This is a genomic window from Sphingopyxis sp., assembly GCF_965279755.1.
Lineage (GTDB): Bacteria > Pseudomonadota > Alphaproteobacteria > Sphingomonadales > Sphingomonadaceae > Sphingopyxis.
In genome coordinates this window covers 235,479-254,268 of sequence record NZ_OZ257261.1, presented here as the reverse complement: position 1 = coordinate 254,268, position 18,790 = coordinate 235,479, and the positions used below count along the sequence as shown (strand labels likewise).

Annotated in this window: 24 protein-coding genes; 17 read left to right on the top strand and 7 right to left on the bottom strand. The window is 64.7% G+C overall.

The window, feature by feature from the left end:
- Positions 1-102: 102 nt before the first annotated feature.
- Both ACQY80_RS01335 and ACQY80_RS01330 read left to right on the top strand, forming a co-directional pair.
- Positions 103-999, top strand: a complete 897-nt coding sequence (locus ACQY80_RS01335; RefSeq protein ID WP_428682870.1) for an alpha/beta hydrolase — start codon at positions 103-105, stop codon at positions 997-999.
- A 22-nt stretch (positions 1,000-1,021) separates the two neighbouring features.
- Positions 1,022-1,399, top strand: a complete 378-nt coding sequence (locus ACQY80_RS01330; RefSeq protein WP_428682868.1) for a DOPA 4,5-dioxygenase family protein — start codon at positions 1,022-1,024, stop codon at positions 1,397-1,399.
- Here the strand turns inward: ACQY80_RS01330 and ACQY80_RS01325 are convergent.
- Entirely contained in the window at positions 1,396-1,947 is a 552-nt protein-coding gene (locus tag ACQY80_RS01325) for a GNAT family N-acetyltransferase (protein WP_428682866.1), read from the bottom strand. The two genes, ACQY80_RS01330 and ACQY80_RS01325, sit on opposite strands and share 4 nt — an antisense overlap.
- Before the next feature lie 159 nt (positions 1,948-2,106).
- Entirely contained in the window at positions 2,107-2,505 is a 399-nt protein-coding gene (locus tag ACQY80_RS01320) for a glycine zipper 2TM domain-containing protein (RefSeq protein WP_428682864.1), read from the bottom strand.
- Between the two features lie 181 nt (positions 2,506-2,686).
- Here ACQY80_RS01320 and ACQY80_RS01315 point away from each other — a divergent pair, with 181 nt between their 5' ends.
- Positions 2,687-2,908 carry a hypothetical protein gene (locus ACQY80_RS01315; protein WP_428682862.1) on the top strand — a complete coding sequence of 74 codons (222 nt, stop codon included), beginning with the start codon at positions 2,687-2,689 and terminating at the stop codon, positions 2,906-2,908.
- Between the two features lie 19 nt (positions 2,909-2,927).
- Positions 2,928-3,845, top strand: a complete 918-nt coding sequence (rarD, locus tag ACQY80_RS01310; RefSeq protein ID WP_428682860.1) for an EamA family transporter RarD — start codon at positions 2,928-2,930, stop codon at positions 3,843-3,845.
- Here the strand turns inward: rarD and pyrC are convergent.
- The gene (pyrC, locus tag ACQY80_RS01305; protein ID WP_428682858.1) at positions 3,842-4,864 is read right to left on the bottom strand and encodes a dihydroorotase; all 1,023 of its coding nucleotides are present in this window, start codon (positions 4,862-4,864) and stop codon (positions 3,842-3,844) included. The two genes, rarD and pyrC, sit on opposite strands and share 4 nt — an antisense overlap.
- Positions 4,865-4,922: 58 nt before the next feature.
- Between pyrC and ACQY80_RS01300 the strand changes: the two genes are divergently transcribed.
- The 4 genes from ACQY80_RS01300 to ACQY80_RS01285 are packed head-to-tail and all read left to right on the top strand — an operon-like array spanning position 4,923 to position 7,561.
- Positions 4,923-5,657, top strand: coding sequence for a YgfZ/GcvT domain-containing protein (locus tag ACQY80_RS01300; protein WP_428682856.1), 735 nt, complete (start codon positions 4,923-4,925; stop codon positions 5,655-5,657).
- Between the two features lie 32 nt (positions 5,658-5,689).
- Positions 5,690-6,259: a hypothetical protein gene (locus ACQY80_RS01295; protein WP_428682854.1), complete on the top strand. Its 570-nt coding sequence runs from the start codon at positions 5,690-5,692 to the stop codon at positions 6,257-6,259.
- 39 nt (positions 6,260-6,298) lie between these two features.
- The gene (locus ACQY80_RS01290) at positions 6,299-6,853 is read left to right on the top strand and encodes a retropepsin-like aspartic protease family protein (RefSeq protein WP_428682852.1); all 555 of its coding nucleotides are present in this window, start codon (positions 6,299-6,301) and stop codon (positions 6,851-6,853) included.
- Positions 6,854-6,898: 45 nt separating this feature from the next.
- Positions 6,899-7,561 (top strand): MBL fold metallo-hydrolase, encoded by a 663-nt coding sequence (locus ACQY80_RS01285; RefSeq protein ID WP_428682850.1) that lies wholly within the window; start codon positions 6,899-6,901, stop codon positions 7,559-7,561.
- Here ACQY80_RS01285 and ACQY80_RS01280 read toward each other — a convergent pair whose 3' ends face one another.
- Entirely contained in the window at positions 7,562-7,999 is a 438-nt protein-coding gene (locus ACQY80_RS01280; protein WP_428682848.1) for an MAPEG family protein, read from the bottom strand.
- A 319-nt stretch (positions 8,000-8,318) separates the two neighbouring features.
- Here ACQY80_RS01280 and rpmF point away from each other — a divergent pair, with 319 nt between their 5' ends.
- The 6 genes from rpmF to ACQY80_RS01250 all read left to right on the top strand — a co-directional run bounded on the left by rpmF (position 8,319) and on the right by ACQY80_RS01250 (position 11,748).
- Positions 8,319-8,495 carry a 50S ribosomal protein L32 gene (rpmF, locus tag ACQY80_RS01275; protein WP_053553947.1) on the top strand — a complete coding sequence of 59 codons (177 nt, stop codon included), beginning with the start codon at positions 8,319-8,321 and terminating at the stop codon, positions 8,493-8,495.
- A gap of 21 nt (positions 8,496-8,516) precedes the next feature.
- The gene (gene plsX / locus ACQY80_RS01270; protein WP_428682846.1) at positions 8,517-9,551 is read left to right on the top strand and encodes a phosphate acyltransferase PlsX; all 1,035 of its coding nucleotides are present in this window, start codon (positions 8,517-8,519) and stop codon (positions 9,549-9,551) included.
- Positions 9,548-10,513 (top strand): beta-ketoacyl-ACP synthase III, encoded by a 966-nt coding sequence (locus tag ACQY80_RS01265; protein ID WP_428682844.1) that lies wholly within the window; start codon positions 9,548-9,550, stop codon positions 10,511-10,513. Before plsX ends, ACQY80_RS01265 begins: the two co-directional genes overlap by 4 nt.
- 184 nt (positions 10,514-10,697) lie before the next feature.
- Entirely contained in the window at positions 10,698-10,991 is a 294-nt protein-coding gene (locus ACQY80_RS01260) for an integration host factor subunit alpha (protein WP_058454537.1), read from the top strand.
- Positions 10,992-11,005: 14 nt separating this feature from the next.
- A complete protein-coding gene (locus ACQY80_RS01255) occupies positions 11,006-11,389 on the top strand; it encodes a MerR family transcriptional regulator (RefSeq protein ID WP_428682842.1) in 384 nt (127 codons plus the stop codon).
- A 62-nt stretch (positions 11,390-11,451) separates the two neighbouring features.
- On the top strand, positions 11,452-11,748 hold the full coding sequence (locus tag ACQY80_RS01250; protein ID WP_428682840.1) for a hypothetical protein: 297 nt from the start codon (positions 11,452-11,454) through the stop codon (positions 11,746-11,748).
- A gap of 311 nt (positions 11,749-12,059) precedes the next feature.
- Here ACQY80_RS01250 and ACQY80_RS01245 read toward each other — a convergent pair whose 3' ends face one another.
- From ACQY80_RS01245 to ACQY80_RS01235, 3 genes are all read right to left on the bottom strand, one after another.
- Positions 12,060-12,608 (bottom strand): SixA phosphatase family protein, encoded by a 549-nt coding sequence (locus ACQY80_RS01245; protein WP_428682838.1) that lies wholly within the window; start codon positions 12,606-12,608, stop codon positions 12,060-12,062.
- A 48-nt stretch (positions 12,609-12,656) separates the two neighbouring features.
- Positions 12,657-15,398 carry an ATP-dependent DNA helicase gene (locus ACQY80_RS01240; protein WP_428682836.1) on the bottom strand — a complete coding sequence of 914 codons (2,742 nt, stop codon included), beginning with the start codon at positions 15,396-15,398 and terminating at the stop codon, positions 12,657-12,659.
- Between the two features lie 177 nt (positions 15,399-15,575).
- A complete protein-coding gene (locus ACQY80_RS01235) occupies positions 15,576-15,944 on the bottom strand; it encodes a PilZ domain-containing protein (RefSeq protein WP_428682834.1) in 369 nt (122 codons plus the stop codon).
- Between the two features lie 99 nt (positions 15,945-16,043).
- Between ACQY80_RS01235 and ACQY80_RS01230 the strand changes: the two genes are divergently transcribed.
- From ACQY80_RS01230 to ACQY80_RS01220, 3 genes are all read left to right on the top strand, one after another.
- Positions 16,044-16,454, top strand: a complete 411-nt coding sequence (locus ACQY80_RS01230) for a helix-turn-helix domain-containing protein (RefSeq protein WP_428682832.1) — start codon at positions 16,044-16,046, stop codon at positions 16,452-16,454.
- 99 nt (positions 16,455-16,553) lie between these two features.
- The gene (locus ACQY80_RS01225; RefSeq protein WP_428682830.1) at positions 16,554-17,093 is read left to right on the top strand and encodes a DUF4199 domain-containing protein; all 540 of its coding nucleotides are present in this window, start codon (positions 16,554-16,556) and stop codon (positions 17,091-17,093) included.
- A gap of 93 nt (positions 17,094-17,186) precedes the next feature.
- Positions 17,187-18,788 carry a lysine--tRNA ligase gene (locus tag ACQY80_RS01220; protein WP_428682828.1) on the top strand — a complete coding sequence of 534 codons (1,602 nt, stop codon included), beginning with the start codon at positions 17,187-17,189 and terminating at the stop codon, positions 18,786-18,788.
- Positions 18,789-18,790: the final 2 nt, after the last annotated feature.

Sequence of the window (18,790 nt, the reverse complement as noted above, 5' to 3'; positions counted from 1 at the left end):
ATTTTGCGACAATTGCAGGCGAGACCCGGCGTGCTGGGGCAGCGGAGATACGCAATGACGACACGAAACTGGTTGGGATGTGCCACGCTCGCGGCTTTCGCGATGACGAGTTTGAGCGTGACGACGCCCTTTGCCGACGCGCGCGAAAAGATGCGCGACCGCCTGCGTGAGCGGTTGGCCGAGCGTCGCGGCGGCGAGGAAGGGGCGAAGGCGCCGGGTAGCGAGACGATCGCCTATGGCAGCCATGCGCTGCAAAATCTCGATATCTGGCGCGCGAAGGATGCGAAGGGGCCGGCCCCGTTGGTCGTCTTCGTCCATGGTGGCGGGTGGAAACGCGGCAGCAAGGACAATGCCACCGGCCAGTTCAAGCCGGTCCATTATCCGGGCGAGGGCTACGCCTTTGCCTCGATCAATTATCGCCTCGTTCCGGATGCCACGGTCGAGCAGCAGGCGACCGACGTCGCGAGCGCTGTGAAGGCGCTTGTTGATCGCGCCGGCGGGCTGGGCATCGACCGGCGGCGGATCGTGCTGATGGGGCATAGCGCTGGCGCGCATCTTGTCGCGCTGGTCGGGACGGACGAAAAATATCTGCGCGCTGCCGGTTTGAGCTTTGCCGATATCGCAGGGGTGATCCCGATCGACGGCGCAGCTTATGACGTTCCCGCACAGATGGCGGACGGGCCGCAGGTCATGCAGGCGACCTACAAGCAGGCGTTCGGAACCGATCCGGCGCGGCAGAAGACGCTGTCGCCGACCTTGCAGGCGGCCGCGCCCAACGCGCCGCAATTCCTGCTCCTCCACGTCCAGCGTCCTGACGGCGTGCGGCAGGCCGAAGCGCTCGGCAAGGCGCTGAAGGCCGGTGGCAGCGCGGTCGCGTTCGGCAGCTTTCCGGGCGAAGGGCTGCAAGGGCACGCCGAAATCAACCGGCGGCTGGGCGATCCGGCCTATGCGCCGACCGCGACCGTCGATGCGTGGTTGAAACGGGTGTTCGCGCGGTGAAACCGGGGCTAGATATCAGGGTATGACAAACCCGGACGCGCCCTTTCACGCCCATATCTATTACGACCCGGCCGAGCGTCCCGCTGCGGCCACGTTGCGCGACGATTTCGGCCGCGACCCGGCGATCCTCTTCGTCGGGGCGATGACCGATGCCGGAGTCGGCCCGCATCCGGTCGCGCAATATGAGGTGCATTTCCTTGCCAGTCATCGCGCCGCAGTGGTCGCGGCGATCGAGGCGACGGGGTTGCGGGCGCTCGTCCATCCGCTCACCGATGACGATCTCGCCGATCATACCAGCCTTGCGCACTGGATCGGCGAGCCGATCGACCTCGATATCACCGTGCTCGATCCGCCCGGCGTCAACCAAGGGATCCCGCGCTTCGGGATTTCGGACTTTTAGGGCAGGAATTCCTTGCGTTTGATGCGCCAGGCATCGGCACTTTGCGTCCACGCATCGACCGGCGCATCCTCGAAGGGAGCGGGCAGGCGCGTCGGGCCGCTATTCGTCGCGCCCAACCGTTTCGCGAGCGCTTGCGACCGTGTGTTGGCGGGATCGATGCTGTGCATCAGTTCGGGCCATTTGAGAAATTCGACCGCGAAGTCGCAGGCCGCGACCGCGCCCTCGAAAGCATAGCCCTTGCCGGCGAATTTTGCTCGCACGCCATAGGCGATCTCGGGCGCAGGCCAGCCGTCGGGCTCCCACGGGCCGAGCCGGCCGACCCATTCGCCAGTGTCGCGTTCGATCACCGAAAACATCGAAAAGCCGCGAATATGCCATGCCCCGGCCAGCGTGCACCACAGCCGCCAGGCCTGCGAACGCGCGCAGGCCCCGCCGATAAAGCGCATCGTTTCTTCCTCGGCGCACATCTCCGCGAAACCGTCGAAGTCTTCGGTTGCGGGCGGACGCAGGATCAGCCGTTCGGTAACAAGCAAGGGACCGTTCAGCATATCTCTCTCCATCCGCGATTGGCCGACGCTTGTGGGGCAGGGGCCGGGGAGGGGCAAGGCGCAAAAAATTGAGGGCGCCGACCTCGCGGCCGGCGCCCTCGCCATCACGTGTGCGGGCGGAGGGGTCTCGGACCCACACCCGCGACGGGTCTCTATCGCTTAGCGGCAGCGATATTTATCCTTGTCGATTTCGCGGCCGAGCAGTGCGCCACCCGCGGCGCCGAGCACCGTGCCGAGCAGCTTGTCGCCATTGCCCGCGATCTCGTGGCCAGCCAAGCCGCCGACCGCGCCGCCGATCAGCAGACCGGTCGTGCCATTGTCCTTCTTGCAGCGATAACGGCCGTCGTCGCCGCGCCAGATGCGGGTGTTGCCGTTCACGCGCTGGTCGCGCGAAGCATAGTAGCGGCGGTCCTTCTTGCGATAGAAGTTCGCATCGGTATCCGCCTTGCCATAACCCTGTGTCGGGACGGCGGTCGACATGCCCGCGTGCGCCGGGGCAATGCCGACCATGCTGGCTGCGATGAACAGGCCCGTCAGGCCTTTGGTGAGATTACGCATGTTCAATCCTTTCCTGGTCTCGGCGCCCTCCATCCGTTGCCGGAGCGGGCACTTCGAAGGAGAGAACGAGTCGGGTCCGCGACCCGTTGCATGAACCGTAGGCAACAAGACGAAGCGAGTGTTCGCATCGACGAACCGAAAGTGTCTTGAAGGGCGGAGGTCGCCATGCGACATATAGGCTATGCTCAACGTCTCCTCGATCGTCATCGGCGTCATCGCTCTGATTCTCGCCGTTTTCGCGTTCATCCCGCTGCTGGGCTGGGCGAATTGGGTGATCATTCCGATTGCGGTTGTCGGTCTGGCGCTCGGTGCGATGTCCGACCGGACTGCCGGACGCAATCTGAACATCGTCGTCATCGTCATCGGCGTGATCCGCCTGATGCTCGGCGGCGGCATCATCTGATCCGGAACGGCTGACCATCATGGCACAGGCACCAGCCCCCGCGGGGAGCGAGCAGGGCGGTCTGCCCTTTGCGCTCGCGGCCTATGGAATCTGGGGCTTCGTCCCGCTGTTCTTCAAAATGCTGTCGAGCGTCCCGCCGGTCGAGGTGCTGGCGCAGCGCATCGTCTGGTCGCTGCCGCTCTGCTTCCTTATCATGCTCTTCCGGCGGCAGATCGGCGATTATCTGGTCGCACTCCGCGACCCGCGCGTATTGCGGCTGCTGCTGGCGAGTGCGTTGCTGATCGCGGTCAACTGGCTTGTCTATATCTATTCGATCTTCACCGGCCATGTCCTCGCGGCCAGCCTAGGCTATTATCTCAACCCGCTGGTCAATGTGATGCTCGGGATGATCTTTCTCGGCGAGCGCCTCGGCCGGCTGCAGATGGTCGCGGTGGCCATCGCGGGCGTCGGGGTCGCGATCCTCCTCGCCGGTGCGCTCGATACGCTGTGGATCAGCCTGACGCTGGCCTTCAGCTTCGGCTTCTATGGCCTGATCCGGAAGGTCGTGCCCGTGGGCTCGCTTCCGGGCCTCGCGATCGAGACGACGCTGTTGATGCCCTTGGCGCTCGCAGCATCGACCTATTATCTGTGGGTGGCTGACGGGCGAGGTTTCGGGTCGGACGGTTCGATCAGTCTGCTGCTGATGGCGGGGGGCATCGTCACCGCCGTGCCGCTCTTGCTGTTCGCAACCGCGGCCCGCCGGATGAGCTATGCCGCGCTCGGCTTCGTGCAATATATGGCGCCGACGATCCAGTTCCTGCTCGGCCTGTTCGTCTTTCACGAGCCGCTGAAGCCCGTGCAACTCGCCTGCTTCCTGCTGATCTGGGTCAGTATCGCGGTGTTCAGCTTCGACATGTGGCGCAAGATGCGCGCCGACCGGATCGTCGAGATCGCCTAAAGGAGTTTCCAGCCGAGCGTCTCGCCCGCATGGAAGGGCACGACATCGCCGACACGTTCGGGCACGACCGTCTCGCCGCGCTCGAGCGTAATCGTTCCGCCATTCAGCGGCAGGCCATAGAATTTCGGTCCATGCTCGCTGGCGAAACCCTCGAACTTGTCGAGCGCGCCTTCCTCGTCGAACACCGCGACATAGCTTTCCAAGGCGTAGGGGGCATTGAAGATGCCCGCGCAGCCGCAGGCGGCTTCCTTTGTATGAACGACATGCGGCGCGCTGTCGGTGCCGAGGAAGAATTTCGGCGAACCCGACACAGCGGCGGCGCGGACGGCGAGGCGGTGCTGCTCGCGCTTCGCGACGGGCAGGCAGTAGGCGTGCGGGCGGATGCCGCCGACGAGCATCGCGTTGCGGTTGATATGCAGATGCTGCGGGGTAATCGTCGCGCCGACATTGGCGGGCGCGCTCTTCACGAACTCGACCGCTTCGGACGTCGTGATATGCTCGAAGACGATCTTTAGCTGCGGCAGCTTTTTTACCAGCGGCGCCAAGGTGCGGTCGATGAACACTGCTTCGCGGTCGAAGATATCGACATCATGGTCGGTGACCTCGCCATGGATCAACAGCGGCATGCCGATCTCGGCCATGCGTTCCAGCACCGGCATGATGTTCGCGATGTCGGTGACGCCGTGCGCGCTGCCCGTCGTGGCATGGGCGGGATACAGCTTGGCGGCCGTGAACACGCCCTCATTATGGCCGCGCGCCATTTCGTCGGGGTCGCTGCTGTCGGTGAGGTAGGCGACGATCAGCGGGGTGAAATCCAGCTCCCGCGGCACCGCGGCGCGGATGCGGTCGCGATAGGCCGCACCTTCCTTCGCCGTCGTCACCGGCGGAGACAGGTTCGGCATGATGATCGCCCGAGCAAACTGACGCGCGGTATATTGCGCGACATGATCGAGCATCGCGCCGTCGCGCAGATGGACGTGCCAGTCGTCGGGGCGGCGGATCGTCAGGCGGTCGGTCATCGGAAGACTCGTCGATAGTGGGGCTTGGCTTTAGCTGGGGCGTCCCTAGATTATCGCCATGACCAATACCACCCTCGTCGATCGTGCACTCATCCGTCTGTCGGGGGAGGATGTGCGCGGCTTCCTGCAAGGCCTCGTCACCAATGATGTGTCGGGCAACCTGCCGGTTTGGTCGGCGCTGCTGACGCCGCAGGGCAAGGCGCTGTTCGATTTTCTGATCTGGGGCGACGGTGACGACCTGTTGATCGACTGCGAGCGCGACGCCGCGGGCGACCTTGCGAGGCGGCTGACGCTATATCGCCTGCGCCGTGCGATCGCCATCGAGCGCGAGGCCGATCTTTGCGTCCATTGGACGCGTGAGGGCGGCGACTTGGGCGTCGTCGATCCGCGCCTCTCGGGCCTTGGCCAGCGCTGGCTAGCGCCCGCCGACGGCGACGAAGGCGCCGATGCGGCATGGAAAGCGCACCGCCTGTCGCTTGGCGTGACCGAGGGGCGTGCAGAGCTGGGCGACGGAACGACGCTGTGGCTCGAATGCAACGCTGCCGAGTTGAACGGCGTCAGCTTTACCAAGGGCTGCTACGTCGGGCAGGAAAATACCGCGCGGATGAATTGGCGGCAAAAAGTGAATCGCCGTCTGGTCGTCGTGCCGATCGCTCAGGCGGACGAAAAGCGTCAGGTGATCGCCTGGCCCGACCTCGGCTGGTCGGTCGAACATCGACGGACAGAGGCGATCGATCCGGCGACGGCGCCGGAATGGATGCGCGAGGCGCTGACCCCCGATCCCAGTTCATGACAGGTGCAGGCGGGCGTGATAGCTTGCCTGCCATGCGCGCTTCCCTGATCGCTGCGGCGTTTGCCGCTTTCGCTGTCGCGACGCCGGTTGCGGCCGAGCCGCCGCTTGTTCCAATCGAAGCCGAGACGGTATCCGAGCCCTCCGCGCTGGTGCCGCTTTCGGCCGACTCGCCATGGACGGCGCGGTTTGCGGCGGCGGCGGACGAATTGCTCCCCGCGCTTCGCTCGCTCGACGAAAGCCAGTGGGCACCGCTGCTTGGCGGACAGTGGCTCGCATCGTCCGACCGCGCCCGCGTTGCGGCTCTGCTTGCCGACCGTGACAGTCCGTTCCGCCACGCCCTGTTCGCGAGAGGCTTCACGCACCGCGTGATCCTGGGGTGGCAGCCGCCCGCGTCACTGACCGCCGACGACCGCGCCGCCATCGCCGCGAGGCCCGAAGCCGAGGCGATCGTCTGCTGGGGTTCCGGCGGCCCCGAACAGGCGTGGCCTCAGACGGCCGCGGAGGCCGACAATGCGCCGGGGCGCCCCTATGCCTGCGCGCGCATAACCTACAGCATTCGCGGCGAGACACCGAACTGGCGCGCCTTCATCGAGCGCGGCTGACTTAACCATTCTCCAACGATGATCTGCGACAAGCGCGCCATGTTGGGGCGTTTCATCACCTTGGCCGCGATGATCGCGGTGGGCTCGATCGGCATGGCGAGTATCGCCGGCCGGCAAAAGTCCGAGGCGTCGGCAGCGCCGGTGGTCGATCCCTATGCCGGCGAAAACAACTGGACGACAAAGAAGCGCGAGGCTGCCGCCGCATCTACCGGGACGCCAGCGTCGCGCCCGGGTGCGGTGCAGATCCGGCGCGCGTCTGATTCGCACTTCTATGCCGAGACCGAAGTGCAGGGCAGGCGGATCCGCATGCTCGTCGATAGCGGCGCCTCGATGGTGGCGCTGACGCGGACCGATGCCGAGGCGATCGGGATCGACGTAGACAGCCTGCCGGTTGGGGGTATGGCGCAGACCGCTGGCGGCCAGATTCCGATGCGGATGGTCATGCTCGACAGCGTCAATGTCGAGGGGATCGAGGTCCGCCGGGTCGAGGCGGCAGTGATCGACGCCGACATGGGCGTCTCGCTGCTCGGCCAGAGCTTCCTTGCCAAGCTCGACGCGGTGAATGTCGAAGGCGATGTGATGACGCTGCGCTGAGGCGCGGACTTGCCAAACGGCCGCGCTTTGCCCACATCCGGACCCATGAACGCTCCCAATCCTCCGCTCAAGGCCGCAATCGTGCCGGTCACCGCCTTTCAGCAGAACTGCACCCTGCTTTGGTGCACCGAAACCAACAAGGCGGCCTTCGTCGATCCCGGCGGCGACCTCGACAAGCTGAAGGCGGCAGTCAAGCAGACCGGGGTCGAGGTGGAGAAGATCCTCGTCACTCACGGCCATATGGATCATTGCGGGCAGGCGGGGATGCTCGCGAAAGAACTCGGCGTGCCCATCGAAGGTCCGCACGAGGACGACCGCTTCTGGATCGAGCAATTCGCCGAAGACGGTGCACGCTTCGGGATGGTCGGCGAATCCTTCGAGCCTGACCGCTGGCTCGTCGACGGCGATAAGGTGACCGTCGGTAATCTGGAGATCGACGTCATCCATTGCCCCGGGCATACGCCGGGCCATGTCGTTTTCCATCACGGCCCGTCAAAGCTCGCGATCGTCGGTGACGTCCTGTTTCAGGGCTCGATCGGCCGCACCGATTTTCCCCGCGGCAATCATCAGCAATTGCTCGATTCGATCACGCAAAAGCTGTGGCCGCTCGGCGGCGACACGATCTTCCTCCCCGGCCACGGCCCGCACAGCAGCTTTGCGCAGGAACGGCAGACGAATCCCTATGTCGCCGACGGCGTTGTCGGCTGATCAGCGCGGTGCGATAACCTCGGTCTCGACCACTTTCGACGAGAAGCTGGCGGGCGTCGCATAGACCACGTAGATCGCGAAGCCGGCGAGGCCGAGCTGCGTCAGCATCGTGATGATCGTTCCCGCCATGCGGCCCCACATCGCGCCGTCCATGCCGATCGCGTGCAGGATGCGGCCGACCAGATAGAGCGCGCCCACGGCCCACAGCCACACCGACGACCCGACGCCGAGCTCGACGAGTGCGAGCAGGATCAGCACGAAGGCGGTGTTTTCGACGAAATTGCTGTGCGCGCGCATGCGGCGGATCAGCGGTTCGCTTCCTCCATCGCCGATCGACACCTTTTCCTGTCCGCGCATACGCCCGACACGCATCGTGAGCCACAGGTTGAGCAGCGCGGCGCCCGCAGCAATCGTCAGGCTGATCGGCAAGATAATCATATGGCTTCCCCCAATTATGTTGGCCGGCCTGTTTTCCCCGGCCGGCGGTGCGGGAGATGTGGCATTCCGGGCCCCGGTCGGCAAGAGGCGGCCGCGGCGACGCTCGGGGGTTGCCTTTGCGGGCAAAAACGCTATAGCCGCGCCCGATCCGGCACCCGACACCAACAGGCGTTGAGGCACCCTCCGGCAGAAGATTTCCGATCGTTTTTCAACGATAACCGATCTTCGGTCAGGTGGGCGGGCCAGTCATTTCCGGCAACGGAAGCGACAAGTTCGGGTTCGCCGATTCGATTAAACATTTAGGAATGCAGGAAATAAAATGGCTGTTCCCAAGCGAAAAACCTCGCCCTCGAAGCGCGGCATGCGTCGTAGCCACGACAGCCTGAAGGTCGAGGCCTTCCAGGAATGCCCCAATTGCGGCGAGCTGAAGCGCCCGCATAATCTTTGCAACGCTTGCGGCCACTACAACGGTCGCGAAGTGGTGGCCGGCGCCTAAGTCTAGCCGGAGGGCGCCAGAATGAGCCTTACACCGCGAATCGCGATCGATGCGATGGGCGGTGACGTCGGCGTGCGGATGATGCTCGCCGGCGCCGCTATGGCGCGCCACAAGCATGATGGCCTGCGTTTCCTCCTCGTCGGCGACGAGGGGCAGATCAAGGCTGCGCTTGAAAACCACCCGAACCTGCGCGCGGCGTCGGATATCATCCACACCGACGGTGTCGTGACGGGGGAAGACAAGCCCAGCCAGGCGCTCCGAAAAGCGAAAAGCACCTCGATGGGGCTTGCGATCGATGCGGTGAAGCGCGGCGATGCCGGTGGCGCCGTCTCGGCGGGCAACACCGGCGCGCTGATGGCGATGGCCAAGCTTGCACTCCGCACGATGCCGGGGATCGACCGGCCGGCGCTGGCGGCGCTGCTGCCGACGCTCGGCGATAACGACGTCGTGATGCTCGACCTTGGCGCCAACACTGATTGCGACGCCAACAATCTCGTCCAGTTCGCGGTCATGGGCGCCGCTTATGCGCGCACCGCGATGGGGCTGGAAAAGCCGCGCGTCGCGCTGCTGAACATCGGCACCGAAGAGCTCAAGGGCACCGACGAGATTCGCGATGCTGCGGCGCTGCTCCGCGATGCCCAAGGCCTGCCGATGCAGTTCGCCGGGTTCATCGAAGGCGACAAATTGTCGCGCGGCGACGTTGACGTGATCGTCCATGACGGTTTCTCGGGCAATATCGCGCTGAAGACGATCGAAGGAACGGCGCGCTTCGTCACCGACCTGCTGCGCCGTGCCTTCACCAGTTCGACGCGTTCGAAGATCGGCTTCCTCATCTCGCGCCCCGCGACCGAACTGCTGCGGCATCATCTCGACCCGAATAATCACAATGGCGCGGTGTTCCTGGGCCTCAACGGCGTCGTGCTGAAAAGCCATGGCAGCGCCGATGCGAAAGGGGTCGCGAACTGCGTCCACCTTTGCGCCGAACTCATCGAAAAGGATATCACGCGTCAGGTGACCGAGGATCTCGCGAATTTTCGCAAAGACGGCGCAGCATGACGCTTCGCGCGATTCTCGCGGGCACCGGATCGGCCCTTCCGCGTACCCGCGTCTCGAACGCCGAACTGGCCAAGCGCGTCGACACCAGCGATGAATGGATCGTCGAGCGGACGGGCATTCGCTTCCGCCACATCGCCGAACCCGACGAGACGACCGCGACGCTCGGTGCCGATGCCGCGAAGCAGGCGCTCGCTGCCGCAGGCCTTGAGCCGTCCGACATCGGACTGATCATCGTCGCGACGGCGACCCCCGACAATACGTTCCCCGCCAGCGCCACCAAGGTGCAGGCGCTGATCGGCGCGCCCGATTGCATTGCGTTCGACGTCGCGGCGGTCTGCTCGGGTTTCCTCTATGCGGTGTCGGTCGCCGACTCGATGCTCCGGACCGGCGCGGCCAAGCATGCGCTGGTGATCGGCAGCGAGACCTTCAGCCGCATTCTCGATTGGGAAGACCGTACGACCTGCGTGCTGTTCGGCGACGGCGCCGGCGCGATCATACTGTCGGCTGAAGAGGTCGCCGATGACCGCGGGATCCTTGCGACGCGGCTTCACGCCGAGGGGAAATATTGCGACATGCTCTATGTCGATGGCGGCCCGTCGACGACCGGCACGGTCGGCCACGTCCGCATGCAGGGGCGTGAAGTGTTCCGCCATGCCGTCACCAATCTGGCGTCGGTGCTGGGCGAGGTGCTCGCCGATACGGGGCTGTCGGCGGACGACGTCGACTGGGTCGTGCCGCATCAGGCGAACAAGCGCATCATCGATGCCACCGCCAAAAAGCTGGGGCTGCCTGCCGAACGTGTCGTGCTGACTGTCGATCAGCATGCCAATACGTCCGCGGCGTCGGTTCCTTTGGCACTCGACCTCGCGGTCCGCGACGGCCGGATCAAGCGCGGCGATCTGGTCGTGCTGGAGGCGATGGGTGGCGGCTTTACCTGGGGCGCGGCGATCCTGCGCATCTGACCGCCCGGTCGGCGTTTCCGTACCGGCCAACCTGTCTCAAAATCCACCGCATCAACTCTTCGCTCCATCCAATTCAGTTTGGAGGATTTATTCGCTTTTGTTACATATGTGTCCGGGACTCGTGATGGTGGGGGCCTTCCGGGAACCTTGGTTGCATCCTCTTCAGGAGGGGGAAGGGAACAAGATGACAGCAGGGACACTCACGCGGGCGGATATCGCCGCGAAAATTAACCAGCAGATCGGCCTGTCGCGCAACGAATCGGCCGCGATCGTCGAATCGATTCTGGACCATATGTCGGACGCGCTGGCGGGCGGGCAGAATGTGAAGATTTCGGGCTTCGGCACCTTCGTACTGCGCGACAAGGCGCAGCGGATCGGCCGTAATCCGAAGACCGGGATCGAAGTGCCGATCCTGCCGCGGCGGGTGATGACCTTTCGCGCCAGCCAGACGATGCGTGCCCGCGTCGCCGGTAAATAGTCCGGGCATGGCCCATGGCTGATTTTCAAACCGGGGCGGGTGACGGCAAGGCGGCGGGGGCAATGCTGGCGATCGGCGAGCTTGCCGATCGCATCGGCGTGCCGACGCATGTGCTGCGCTATTGGGAAACCCGCTTTCCCCAGCTTCGCCCACTTCAGCGGTCGGGACGCCGCCGCTATTACCGCGCCGACGACGTCGCGCTCGCCGAACGCATCCATCACTTGCTGCATGTGAAGGGCTTCACGGTCGAGGGCGCGCGCAAGGCACTGTCCGAACCGAATGGTGCGCAGCGGGTGGAACCGGCCCCGGCGCCGCGGCCGGTTCCGGCCGCGTCATCCGGTGTTTCGGTCGAGGCGCTGGTCGCGCTGCGCCAGCGGTTGGCAGCCGCTATAACCTGAGGGTGCAAGCAACCGCTTTCGACCCAATTGCGGACATTACTGAAATATGAGAACGAACAGGCATGGCGGCATTATATTCCATCACCTTCGACCCGAGAAGCGGCAGGCCTATTCCGCCCATGTGGTGGAAAATCGTTCCCTTTTTCACTGCATATGCATGGATCACGGCTGCACTGATGGCATTCTTGGTTATGCTCGCCATTCGTGAACGCCAGCCTGAAGGGATCGCCGGCCCGTCTGTCGCTGGAGTTGCGATACTTCTATTCACCTATTGGCATAAGCAAAGGGTTGCTCGGTCAAAACGGCAGTTCGCCAAGCTGATCGCAGACTACGAAGAATCCTTTTTGCGCACTAAATAATGTCCCAACTGCTAGTCCGGCGGTCTGATAGCCGCCTGGCAGCTCCCCACCCCAAAGCAGACGCCGCCTTCAAATAGGCCTTTCCTACATTATCCGGCCGTGTCAGCCTTCACGCTGCTCTTTCATCCGGTGGATAAAAGTGGTTTTCGTCTTGCTTGCAGGTGCGGCTGCGGCGAGGTGTGCGAGAGGCGTTAGCCATCCCCCGCTCCAAATGGGGGGTGCCACAAGGCTGAACGTTCCTGAACTTTGGAATTCACGCCGCGATGACGGACGGCGGCGTGACGGATATCACCCCAAATCAGTCTCCGGAGTCAGTCGTCGTCCATCGCCGGGCCCAGCGCCGGATCGATGTCGCGCGGGCGGATGAAGTCCACGATCCGCGCCATATTGACGTCGAGCGCCTGCCAGTCAGTGATGTCGAGCTCCAGCCGAACCAGCGCCGAGGTCGGCAGCTTTTCCTCGACCCGCTCGCGCAGTTCGCCGCCCGCTTCGGGGACGAGCATCAGCGCCAGATCCTCCAGCCCCGGATTATGTCCGGCGATCAGCAGATTCTCGGCATCCTTGCCGGTGTCGCGCAGCACGTCGATCAGCGTCGCGGCGGAGGCGAGATAGATGCGGCGATCCCAGACCGGTTCGATCATGTCGAGGTTGGCGGCGGGCTGGAACAGGTCGAGCGTCTCGGTCACGCGCACCGCCGGCGAGGCGACGATGCGGTCGACCGGCATCGCCTGTCGCTTCACATATTGGCCGACGAGTTCGGCCCCGCGCCGGCCGCGGGCGTTGATCGGGCGGTCGAAATCGCGCTCGACCTGCACGTCCCAGCCCGATTTGGCGTGGCGCAATATGGTCAAAGTCTTCAAGATCGCTCCCCGCGATATCCCCTCGTTGTGGGGCCTTCTGCCGCAAACTTATGACGGTGAAAAGGCTGGAAAGGCACTTTTTCGCTGTTGGACATTCGCCGCCGCGACATGATTGACCGCCTCGTCGAGCGGCAGTCGGCGGATCGGGGTGCCTTCGGGAAAGGCGCTGAGCAGCCTTGAAGGGAAACTCGGCGACAGCATCACGAACTGCCCGAAATCGTCGGCGCGGCGGATCAGGCGGCCGAACGCCTGGCCGATGCGCGCGCGGATGACGCCGTCGTCATAGGCGCTGCCGCCCTGCGCCGCGCGCCGCGCGGCATGCAGGATCGTCGGGCGTGGCCAGGGCACGCCCTCCATCACGACGAGCCGAAGCGAGTCGCCCGGGACATCGACCCCGTCGCGAAGCGCGTCGGTGCCGAGCAGCGAGGCATGCGGATCGGCGCGGAAAATATCGACGAGTGTGCCGGTATCGAGCGGATCGACATGCTGTGCATAGAGCGGCAGACCGGCACGCGCGAGCCGGTCGGCGATCCGCGAATGGACAATCCGCAGTCGCCGGATCGCGCTGAACAGCCCGAGCGCGCCGCCGCCCGCCGCCTCGATCAACCGGCTGTAGGCGCCTGCGAGCGCGGGCAAGTCGCCGCGCGGAATGTCGGTGACGATCAGCACCTCGGACTGGCGCGCATAGTCGAACGGGCTCGGCACCGCGAAATGCTGCACGCCGCCGTCCATATGGCGCGCGCCGGTGCGGATATCGGCATCGGTCCAGCCGCCATGGCCATGGCCGCCGTTCCGCAGCGTTGCCGATGTTACCAGCACGCCCTGCGCTGGGCGATAGACGATGTCGGCGACCGGCCGCGCCGGGTCGAGCCAGTGGCGGTGGAGTCCGAGGTCGAATTCGCGCCCGTCGAACCGATCGACTGCGAGCCAGTCGACGAAATCAGGGTCGGCGGGTCCACCAACGCGGCCGAGCAGCGACAGCCACGCGCCGAGCGTGTCGATCCGCGTGCCAAGGCTGTTCCGCGCCCCGTCGACGCGCGCGCGCGCCTGTCCGTCAAGCCAGTCGGGTGGATCCTCGACCAGCGCGTCAAGCCGTTTGCCGAGCGCCAGCAACGGGCGCAGCAATGCCTCGATGGCGTCGCTCGCGCTCGCGGCGGCCGTGACCAGTTCGGGGTCTGGATCGGCGAGTTCGGTCTCGAGGCCATAGCCGCTGTCGCCGGTACGCGTGTCGACGCTGCGAGCATAGGTCATCGCACGCACCGCGACGAGCAGGCGCTCGATCGCGCCCCAAGGCTCGTTTTCGGCAATGCGGCCGAGCCAGCCGTCGCCGGGCAGTTCGCCCGCGGCGTGGATCGCCGCCTGGATCGCCTTGTCGCCCGCCTCGTCATAGCTCGCGACGTCTGCAAGCCGCGCGGCGAGCCCGCGCCGCCGACCGCGCGACTTGCCCTCGGGCCCGAGGACCCAGCGGCGGATTTCGACCGCTTCCTGTCCGGTCAGCGCCGCCGCGAACATGCTGTCGGCGGCGTCCCACAGATGATGGCCTTCGTCGAAGATCAGCCGCGTCGCGGGCGCGCCGCCGTCGCGCGGACGCGCGGCCTGCACCATCGTCAGCGCATGGTTCGCGATGACGATATCGGCCTGCGTCGCCGCGCGCGCCGAGCGCTCGATGAAGCATTTCCGGAAATGCGGGCAGCCGGCATAGATGCACTCGCCGCGCCGGTCGGTGAGCGCGGTCGTCCCGTTGCGCCGGAACAGCGCGGGGAGCCAGCCGGGGAGGTCGCCGCCGACCATGTCGCCATCGCGCGTATAGGCCGCCCAGCGCGCGACCAACTGCGCGAGGATCGCGGCTCGGCCCGAGAAGCCGCCCTGCAACGCGTCCTCGAGATTGAGCAGGCACAGATAATTCTCGCGCCCTTTGCGCACCACGACCTTCTCGCGGTGTGTGGCGGCGTCGGGATAAAGCTTCTCGGTCTCGCGCGACAATTGCCGTTGCAGCGCCTTGGTGAAGGTCGAGATGCAGACGACGCCAGTCGACTGGTCGATCCACTGCTTGGCGGGTGCGAGATAGCCCAAGGTCTTGCCGATGCCCGTGCCCGCCTCGGCGACAAGCATCTGCGGCATGTCCTTGCGCTCGCGCGGGGCGAAGATCGCGGCGGTCGCGCGGGCATAGTCCTGCTGCCCCGCGCGCCGTTCGGCGCCGTCGCCGGTCAGCCGGCCCAGCCGCGCGCGGACGTCTTCGGGATTGACCGTCACCTGCCGTGGTTGCGGACGCGGCGGCTGCTCTTCCCATTCGGGCAATCTGGCAAAGAGCCAGCGGTCGGCCTTGTCCGGCGGGTCAAGGCGCGGCTGCACCAGCGATGCCCAAGGCCAGCGCTGGCGGCCGAGCGACTGCAGCCCGTGCCAGGCGCCCTCGCGTTCCGGCCAATCGGGCCGGTCGAGGCTCGCGAGCATCGCTGCCGCTGCCTCGCGCAGGAAAAGGGCGATGTCATCTTCGGCCCTTGGTGCTTCGATGTCGACCGCTGCGGCGATTCCAGCCGGCGTCGGCACCGCGAAGCGCGCCGGATAGAGAAAGGCGAAAAGTTCGAGCAGGTCGAGGCCTGACAATTCGGGATAGCCGAGCCGGTCGCCGGTCAGCGTCGCGTTGAGAAGCAGATGCGGCGTCGCGGCGACCGCCGCGATGGCCTCACCGCGCCCGACGCGCTGGACGCGGCCATCGGCGCTCGCGATCCAGATGCCGACATGGCTTGCATGGAGCGCGGGCAGGGCAAGGGGGTCGACGCGGGGGAGCATCGTGTCACGCTAGGGACAAAAGGCGAACGCGGCAAGGTATCATGCCGATCCTCCCTGCCGCGAAGCGGTGGGGAGGGGGACCATGCAGCATGGTGGAGGCGCGATAGGCGCCAGCCCCTCCGTCAGCGCTTTGCGCTGCCACCTCCCTATGCCTTCGGCACAGGGAGGATCGAAAAACTAGTTCAGCCCGCGGCGTCCGAATATGGTGGGGCGATGGGTCAGAAATGGCGGCGGAGTGGCTGCGCTGACGGTCTGTCGTGCGCTTTGAAGCGCCTTGTGCAACGCGCCGTGCGTCAGATCGTAAGGGAAGCGAACACCCATGCGGTCGAATTCGGACCACATCACGATCGCGTATGTAACCTCGCCCCCATAATGGATTTCGCAGCGCGACCGGGCGGGCATGCTGGCGCCATCGATGCGTGCGCCGCCTTCCGACAGGTCGCAGATCCGGCCGTCAATAAAATTGAGGACGCCGTTGACCATGACCTCGATCGAGACCGGAGTTCGCTTGTGGCCGCGTGCCGTGGGGGTACGAAAATTCGTCATGGGGCGAAGCTAGGCCCGACATGGTAAATTTTCCGGTAACGATAAGCCGTCTGGCGGCATGGTGTTGCAAGGTGCCGCCGACGATGATCTATCCGGGGGATGGTCCGCTCGATCCTTCCTTATGGCCTGGCGCTGGCAGCGGCCGCCTTTCTGCTCGAGTGGCTGAACTACCGCTATGTGGTACACCGCTGGTCGACCGAATTTACCATTGGCTGCATCGCGGTCGTCTGCGTCGCGCTCGGCCTATGGGCCGGGAACCGGCTGACCGCCCGGCCGCGCGCGGCTTTCGCGCGCAACGATGCGGCGATCGCGGCGCTCGGGCTCAGCGCGCGCGAATGCGAAGTGCTGGAACTGCTCGCAGCGGGTCACGCCAACAAGGTGATCGCACGCCAGCTCGATATCTCCCCAAACACGGTGAAGACGCATGTCGCGCGGGTCTATGAAAAGCTCGCGGTCGCCAGCCGGACGCAAGCGATCCAGAAGGCTCGCGCGCTCGACATATTGCCGTAAAATTGGGCGATAGGCGCTAAATCACCCGTTTGGGTGATGGATTTCCGCCGTTGTTCCGTTTCATCCCGCATGGCATTCATCCACAGGGGAAAACAGACTATGGGCAGGATTATTGCGGTCTACGGCGCTATCGCAGGCGTCATCGTCATGATCGGCATGTTTATCAATATCAGCTTCGTGTCGGATCATGGCACGATGGGGATGGTCGCCGGCTATCTGTCGATGCTGGTGGCGCTGCTGTTCGTTTTCGTCGGAGTAAAGCGATATCGCGATATCGACCTGGGCGGCGTGATCGGCTTCTGGAAAGCCTTCGGGGTCGGCATCGGCATCGGGTTCGTCGCCTCGATCTTCTACATTCTCGGCTGGGAGCTTTACATGTGGCAGACGGGCGGAACCTTCATGGCCGAATATATCGCCAAGACGGCCGACGATATGCGCGTTGCTGGAAAATCCGCGGCCGAGATCGCGAAATTTTCGTCCGAAATGGGGGCGATGGCCGAGCAGTATAAAAATCCGTTCTTCCGCATGGCGCTGACGCTGACCGAGATATTCCCGGTCGCCTTGCTGGTGTCGCTCGTATCGGCCGCGCTGCTGCGGCGGAGCAGTTTCATGCCGGCGGTCCAGTCACGGGGTGATTGAAGGCGATCCTCTCCTCGACGAGGGGAGGATCGTCAAAGTCCCGGCACGCCCGGTCTTCTTCCCATCCGCGCATCTTGGCGCTATGGCGCCGCCATGACTGACTTGCACCTTCATCCTTCGCTTCGCGAACCCGCGCAAACGTCCAAGGCCTGGCCGTTCGAGGAAGCGCGCAAGCTGATGAAACGCTACCCCGACGGCAAGCCCGGCGGCGAGGCGGTGCTGTTCGAGACCGGCTATGGCCCATCGGGCCTGCCGCATATCGGCACCTTCAACGAAGTGCTGCGCACGACGATGGTCCGCCGCGCCTATGAGACGCTGACCGGCGGCGCGCCCACGCGCCTCGTGGCTTTCAGCGACGATATGGACGGTCTGCGCAAGGTTCCGGACAATGTTCCCAACAAGGACATGCTCGCGAGCCATCTCGGCAAGCCGCTGACCGACATTCCCGATCCGTTCGGGAAGTACGAGAGTTTTGCACATCATAACAATGCGATGCTGCGCGAGTTTCTCGACCGGTTCGGCTTTCAGTATGAATTCGTCAGCTCGACCGAGCGGTACAAGTCGGGCGCCTTCGACGACGCGCTCAAGAATGTCCTGCGCCACAATCAGGACATTCTCGACATCATGCTGCCGACGCTGCGCGCCGAGCGCGCCGCGACCTATTCGCCGATCCTGCCGGTCAGCCCCAAGTCGGGCATCGTGCTGCAGGTGCCGGTGACCGTCGTCGATGCCGATGCAGGTCTTGTTTCCTTCGAGGATGAGGGCGAGACAATCACGCATTCTATCCTCGGCGGCGGCGCCAAGTTACAGTGGAAGGTCGATTGGGCGATGCGCTGGGTCGCGCTCAAGGTCGACTACGAGATGTACGGCAAGGATCTGACCGACAGCGGCGTTCAGTCGGGCAAGATTGCGCGCGCGCTCGGCGGGCAAAAGCCCGAAGGGCTGATTTACGAAATGTTCCTCGACGAAAAGGGCGAGAAGATTTCGAAGTCGAAGGGCAATGGCCTCAGCCTCGAGCAATGGCTGTCTTATGGCAGCGAAGAAAGCCTCGCCTTTTTCGCGTACCGCGAGCCTAAGGCGGCGAAGCAACTGCACATCGGCGTGATCCCGAAGGCGGTTGATGAATATCTGCAGATGCGCGGCAATTATCCGGCGCAGGAAGGCGACAAGAAGCTCGGCAACCCCGTGCATCATGTCCATGTCGCGCGCGGCGAGGATGTGCCGTCGGCCGAACTGCCGGTGACCTTCGGGTTGCTGCTCAATCTCGTCGGGGTAATGGGCGCCGACGCGTCGAAGGACCAGATCTGGCGCTACCTCGGCCAATATGTCGAGGGTGCCAACGCGGACGCCTATCCCGAACTCGACCGGCTGATCGACAATGCGATGGCCTATAACCGCGATTATGTCGCGCCGACGCTGAATCGCCGCAAGCCGCAGGGCGGTGAGGGCGCGGCGCTCAGGGAACTCGACGACAAGCTTGCGGCGCTGCCTGCGGATGCCTCAGCCGACGATATCCAGAATATCGTTTACGAGATTGGCAAGAACGAGGCCCATGGCTTTGAAAATCTGCGCGACTGGTTCAAGGCGCTTTACGAGACCCTGCTCGGGTCGAGCGCCGGGCCGCGCATGGGCAGCTTCATCGCGCTGTTCGGTATCGACAACACGCGGCGACTGATCGCCGAGGCGCTGGCATGAGC

Excerpts from the sequence above, each read along its gene's own strand:
- ACQY80_RS01335 (WP_428682870.1), top strand. The coding sequence starts at position 103 with ATGACGAGTTTGAGCGTGACGACGCCCTTTGCCGACGCGCGCGAAAAG.
- ACQY80_RS01330 (WP_428682868.1), top strand. The coding sequence starts at position 1,022 with ATGACAAACCCGGACGCGCCCTTTCACGCCCATATCTATTACGACCCG.
- ACQY80_RS01325 (WP_428682866.1), bottom strand. The coding sequence starts at position 1,947 with ATGCTGAACGGTCCCTTGCTTGTTACCGAACGGCTGATCCTGCGTCCG.
- ACQY80_RS01320 (WP_428682864.1), bottom strand. The coding sequence starts at position 2,505 with ATGCGTAATCTCACCAAAGGCCTGACGGGCCTGTTCATCGCAGCCAGC.
- ACQY80_RS01315 (WP_428682862.1), top strand. The coding sequence starts at position 2,687 with ATGCTCAACGTCTCCTCGATCGTCATCGGCGTCATCGCTCTGATTCTC.
- rarD (WP_428682860.1), top strand. The coding sequence starts at position 2,928 with ATGGCACAGGCACCAGCCCCCGCGGGGAGCGAGCAGGGCGGTCTGCCC.
- pyrC (WP_428682858.1), bottom strand. The coding sequence starts at position 4,864 with ATGACCGACCGCCTGACGATCCGCCGCCCCGACGACTGGCACGTCCAT.
- ACQY80_RS01300 (WP_428682856.1), top strand. The coding sequence starts at position 4,923 with ATGACCAATACCACCCTCGTCGATCGTGCACTCATCCGTCTGTCGGGG.
- ACQY80_RS01295 (WP_428682854.1), top strand. The coding sequence starts at position 5,690 with ATGCGCGCTTCCCTGATCGCTGCGGCGTTTGCCGCTTTCGCTGTCGCG.
- ACQY80_RS01290 (WP_428682852.1), top strand. The coding sequence starts at position 6,299 with ATGTTGGGGCGTTTCATCACCTTGGCCGCGATGATCGCGGTGGGCTCG.
- ACQY80_RS01285 (WP_428682850.1), top strand. The coding sequence starts at position 6,899 with ATGAACGCTCCCAATCCTCCGCTCAAGGCCGCAATCGTGCCGGTCACC.
- ACQY80_RS01280 (WP_428682848.1), bottom strand. The coding sequence starts at position 7,999 with ATGATTATCTTGCCGATCAGCCTGACGATTGCTGCGGGCGCCGCGCTG.
- rpmF (WP_053553947.1), top strand. The coding sequence starts at position 8,319 with ATGGCTGTTCCCAAGCGAAAAACCTCGCCCTCGAAGCGCGGCATGCGT.
- plsX (WP_428682846.1), top strand. The coding sequence starts at position 8,517 with ATGAGCCTTACACCGCGAATCGCGATCGATGCGATGGGCGGTGACGTC.
- ACQY80_RS01265 (WP_428682844.1), top strand. The coding sequence starts at position 9,548 with ATGACGCTTCGCGCGATTCTCGCGGGCACCGGATCGGCCCTTCCGCGT.
- ACQY80_RS01260 (WP_058454537.1), top strand. The coding sequence starts at position 10,698 with ATGACAGCAGGGACACTCACGCGGGCGGATATCGCCGCGAAAATTAAC.
- ACQY80_RS01255 (WP_428682842.1), top strand. The coding sequence starts at position 11,006 with ATGGCTGATTTTCAAACCGGGGCGGGTGACGGCAAGGCGGCGGGGGCA.
- ACQY80_RS01250 (WP_428682840.1), top strand. The coding sequence starts at position 11,452 with ATGGCGGCATTATATTCCATCACCTTCGACCCGAGAAGCGGCAGGCCT.
- ACQY80_RS01240 (WP_428682836.1), bottom strand. The coding sequence starts at position 15,398 with ATGCTCCCCCGCGTCGACCCCCTTGCCCTGCCCGCGCTCCATGCAAGC.
- ACQY80_RS01235 (WP_428682834.1), bottom strand. The coding sequence starts at position 15,944 with ATGACGAATTTTCGTACCCCCACGGCACGCGGCCACAAGCGAACTCCG.
- ACQY80_RS01230 (WP_428682832.1), top strand. The coding sequence starts at position 16,044 with ATGGTCCGCTCGATCCTTCCTTATGGCCTGGCGCTGGCAGCGGCCGCC.
- ACQY80_RS01225 (WP_428682830.1), top strand. The coding sequence starts at position 16,554 with ATGGGCAGGATTATTGCGGTCTACGGCGCTATCGCAGGCGTCATCGTC.
- ACQY80_RS01220 (WP_428682828.1), top strand. The coding sequence starts at position 17,187 with ATGACTGACTTGCACCTTCATCCTTCGCTTCGCGAACCCGCGCAAACG.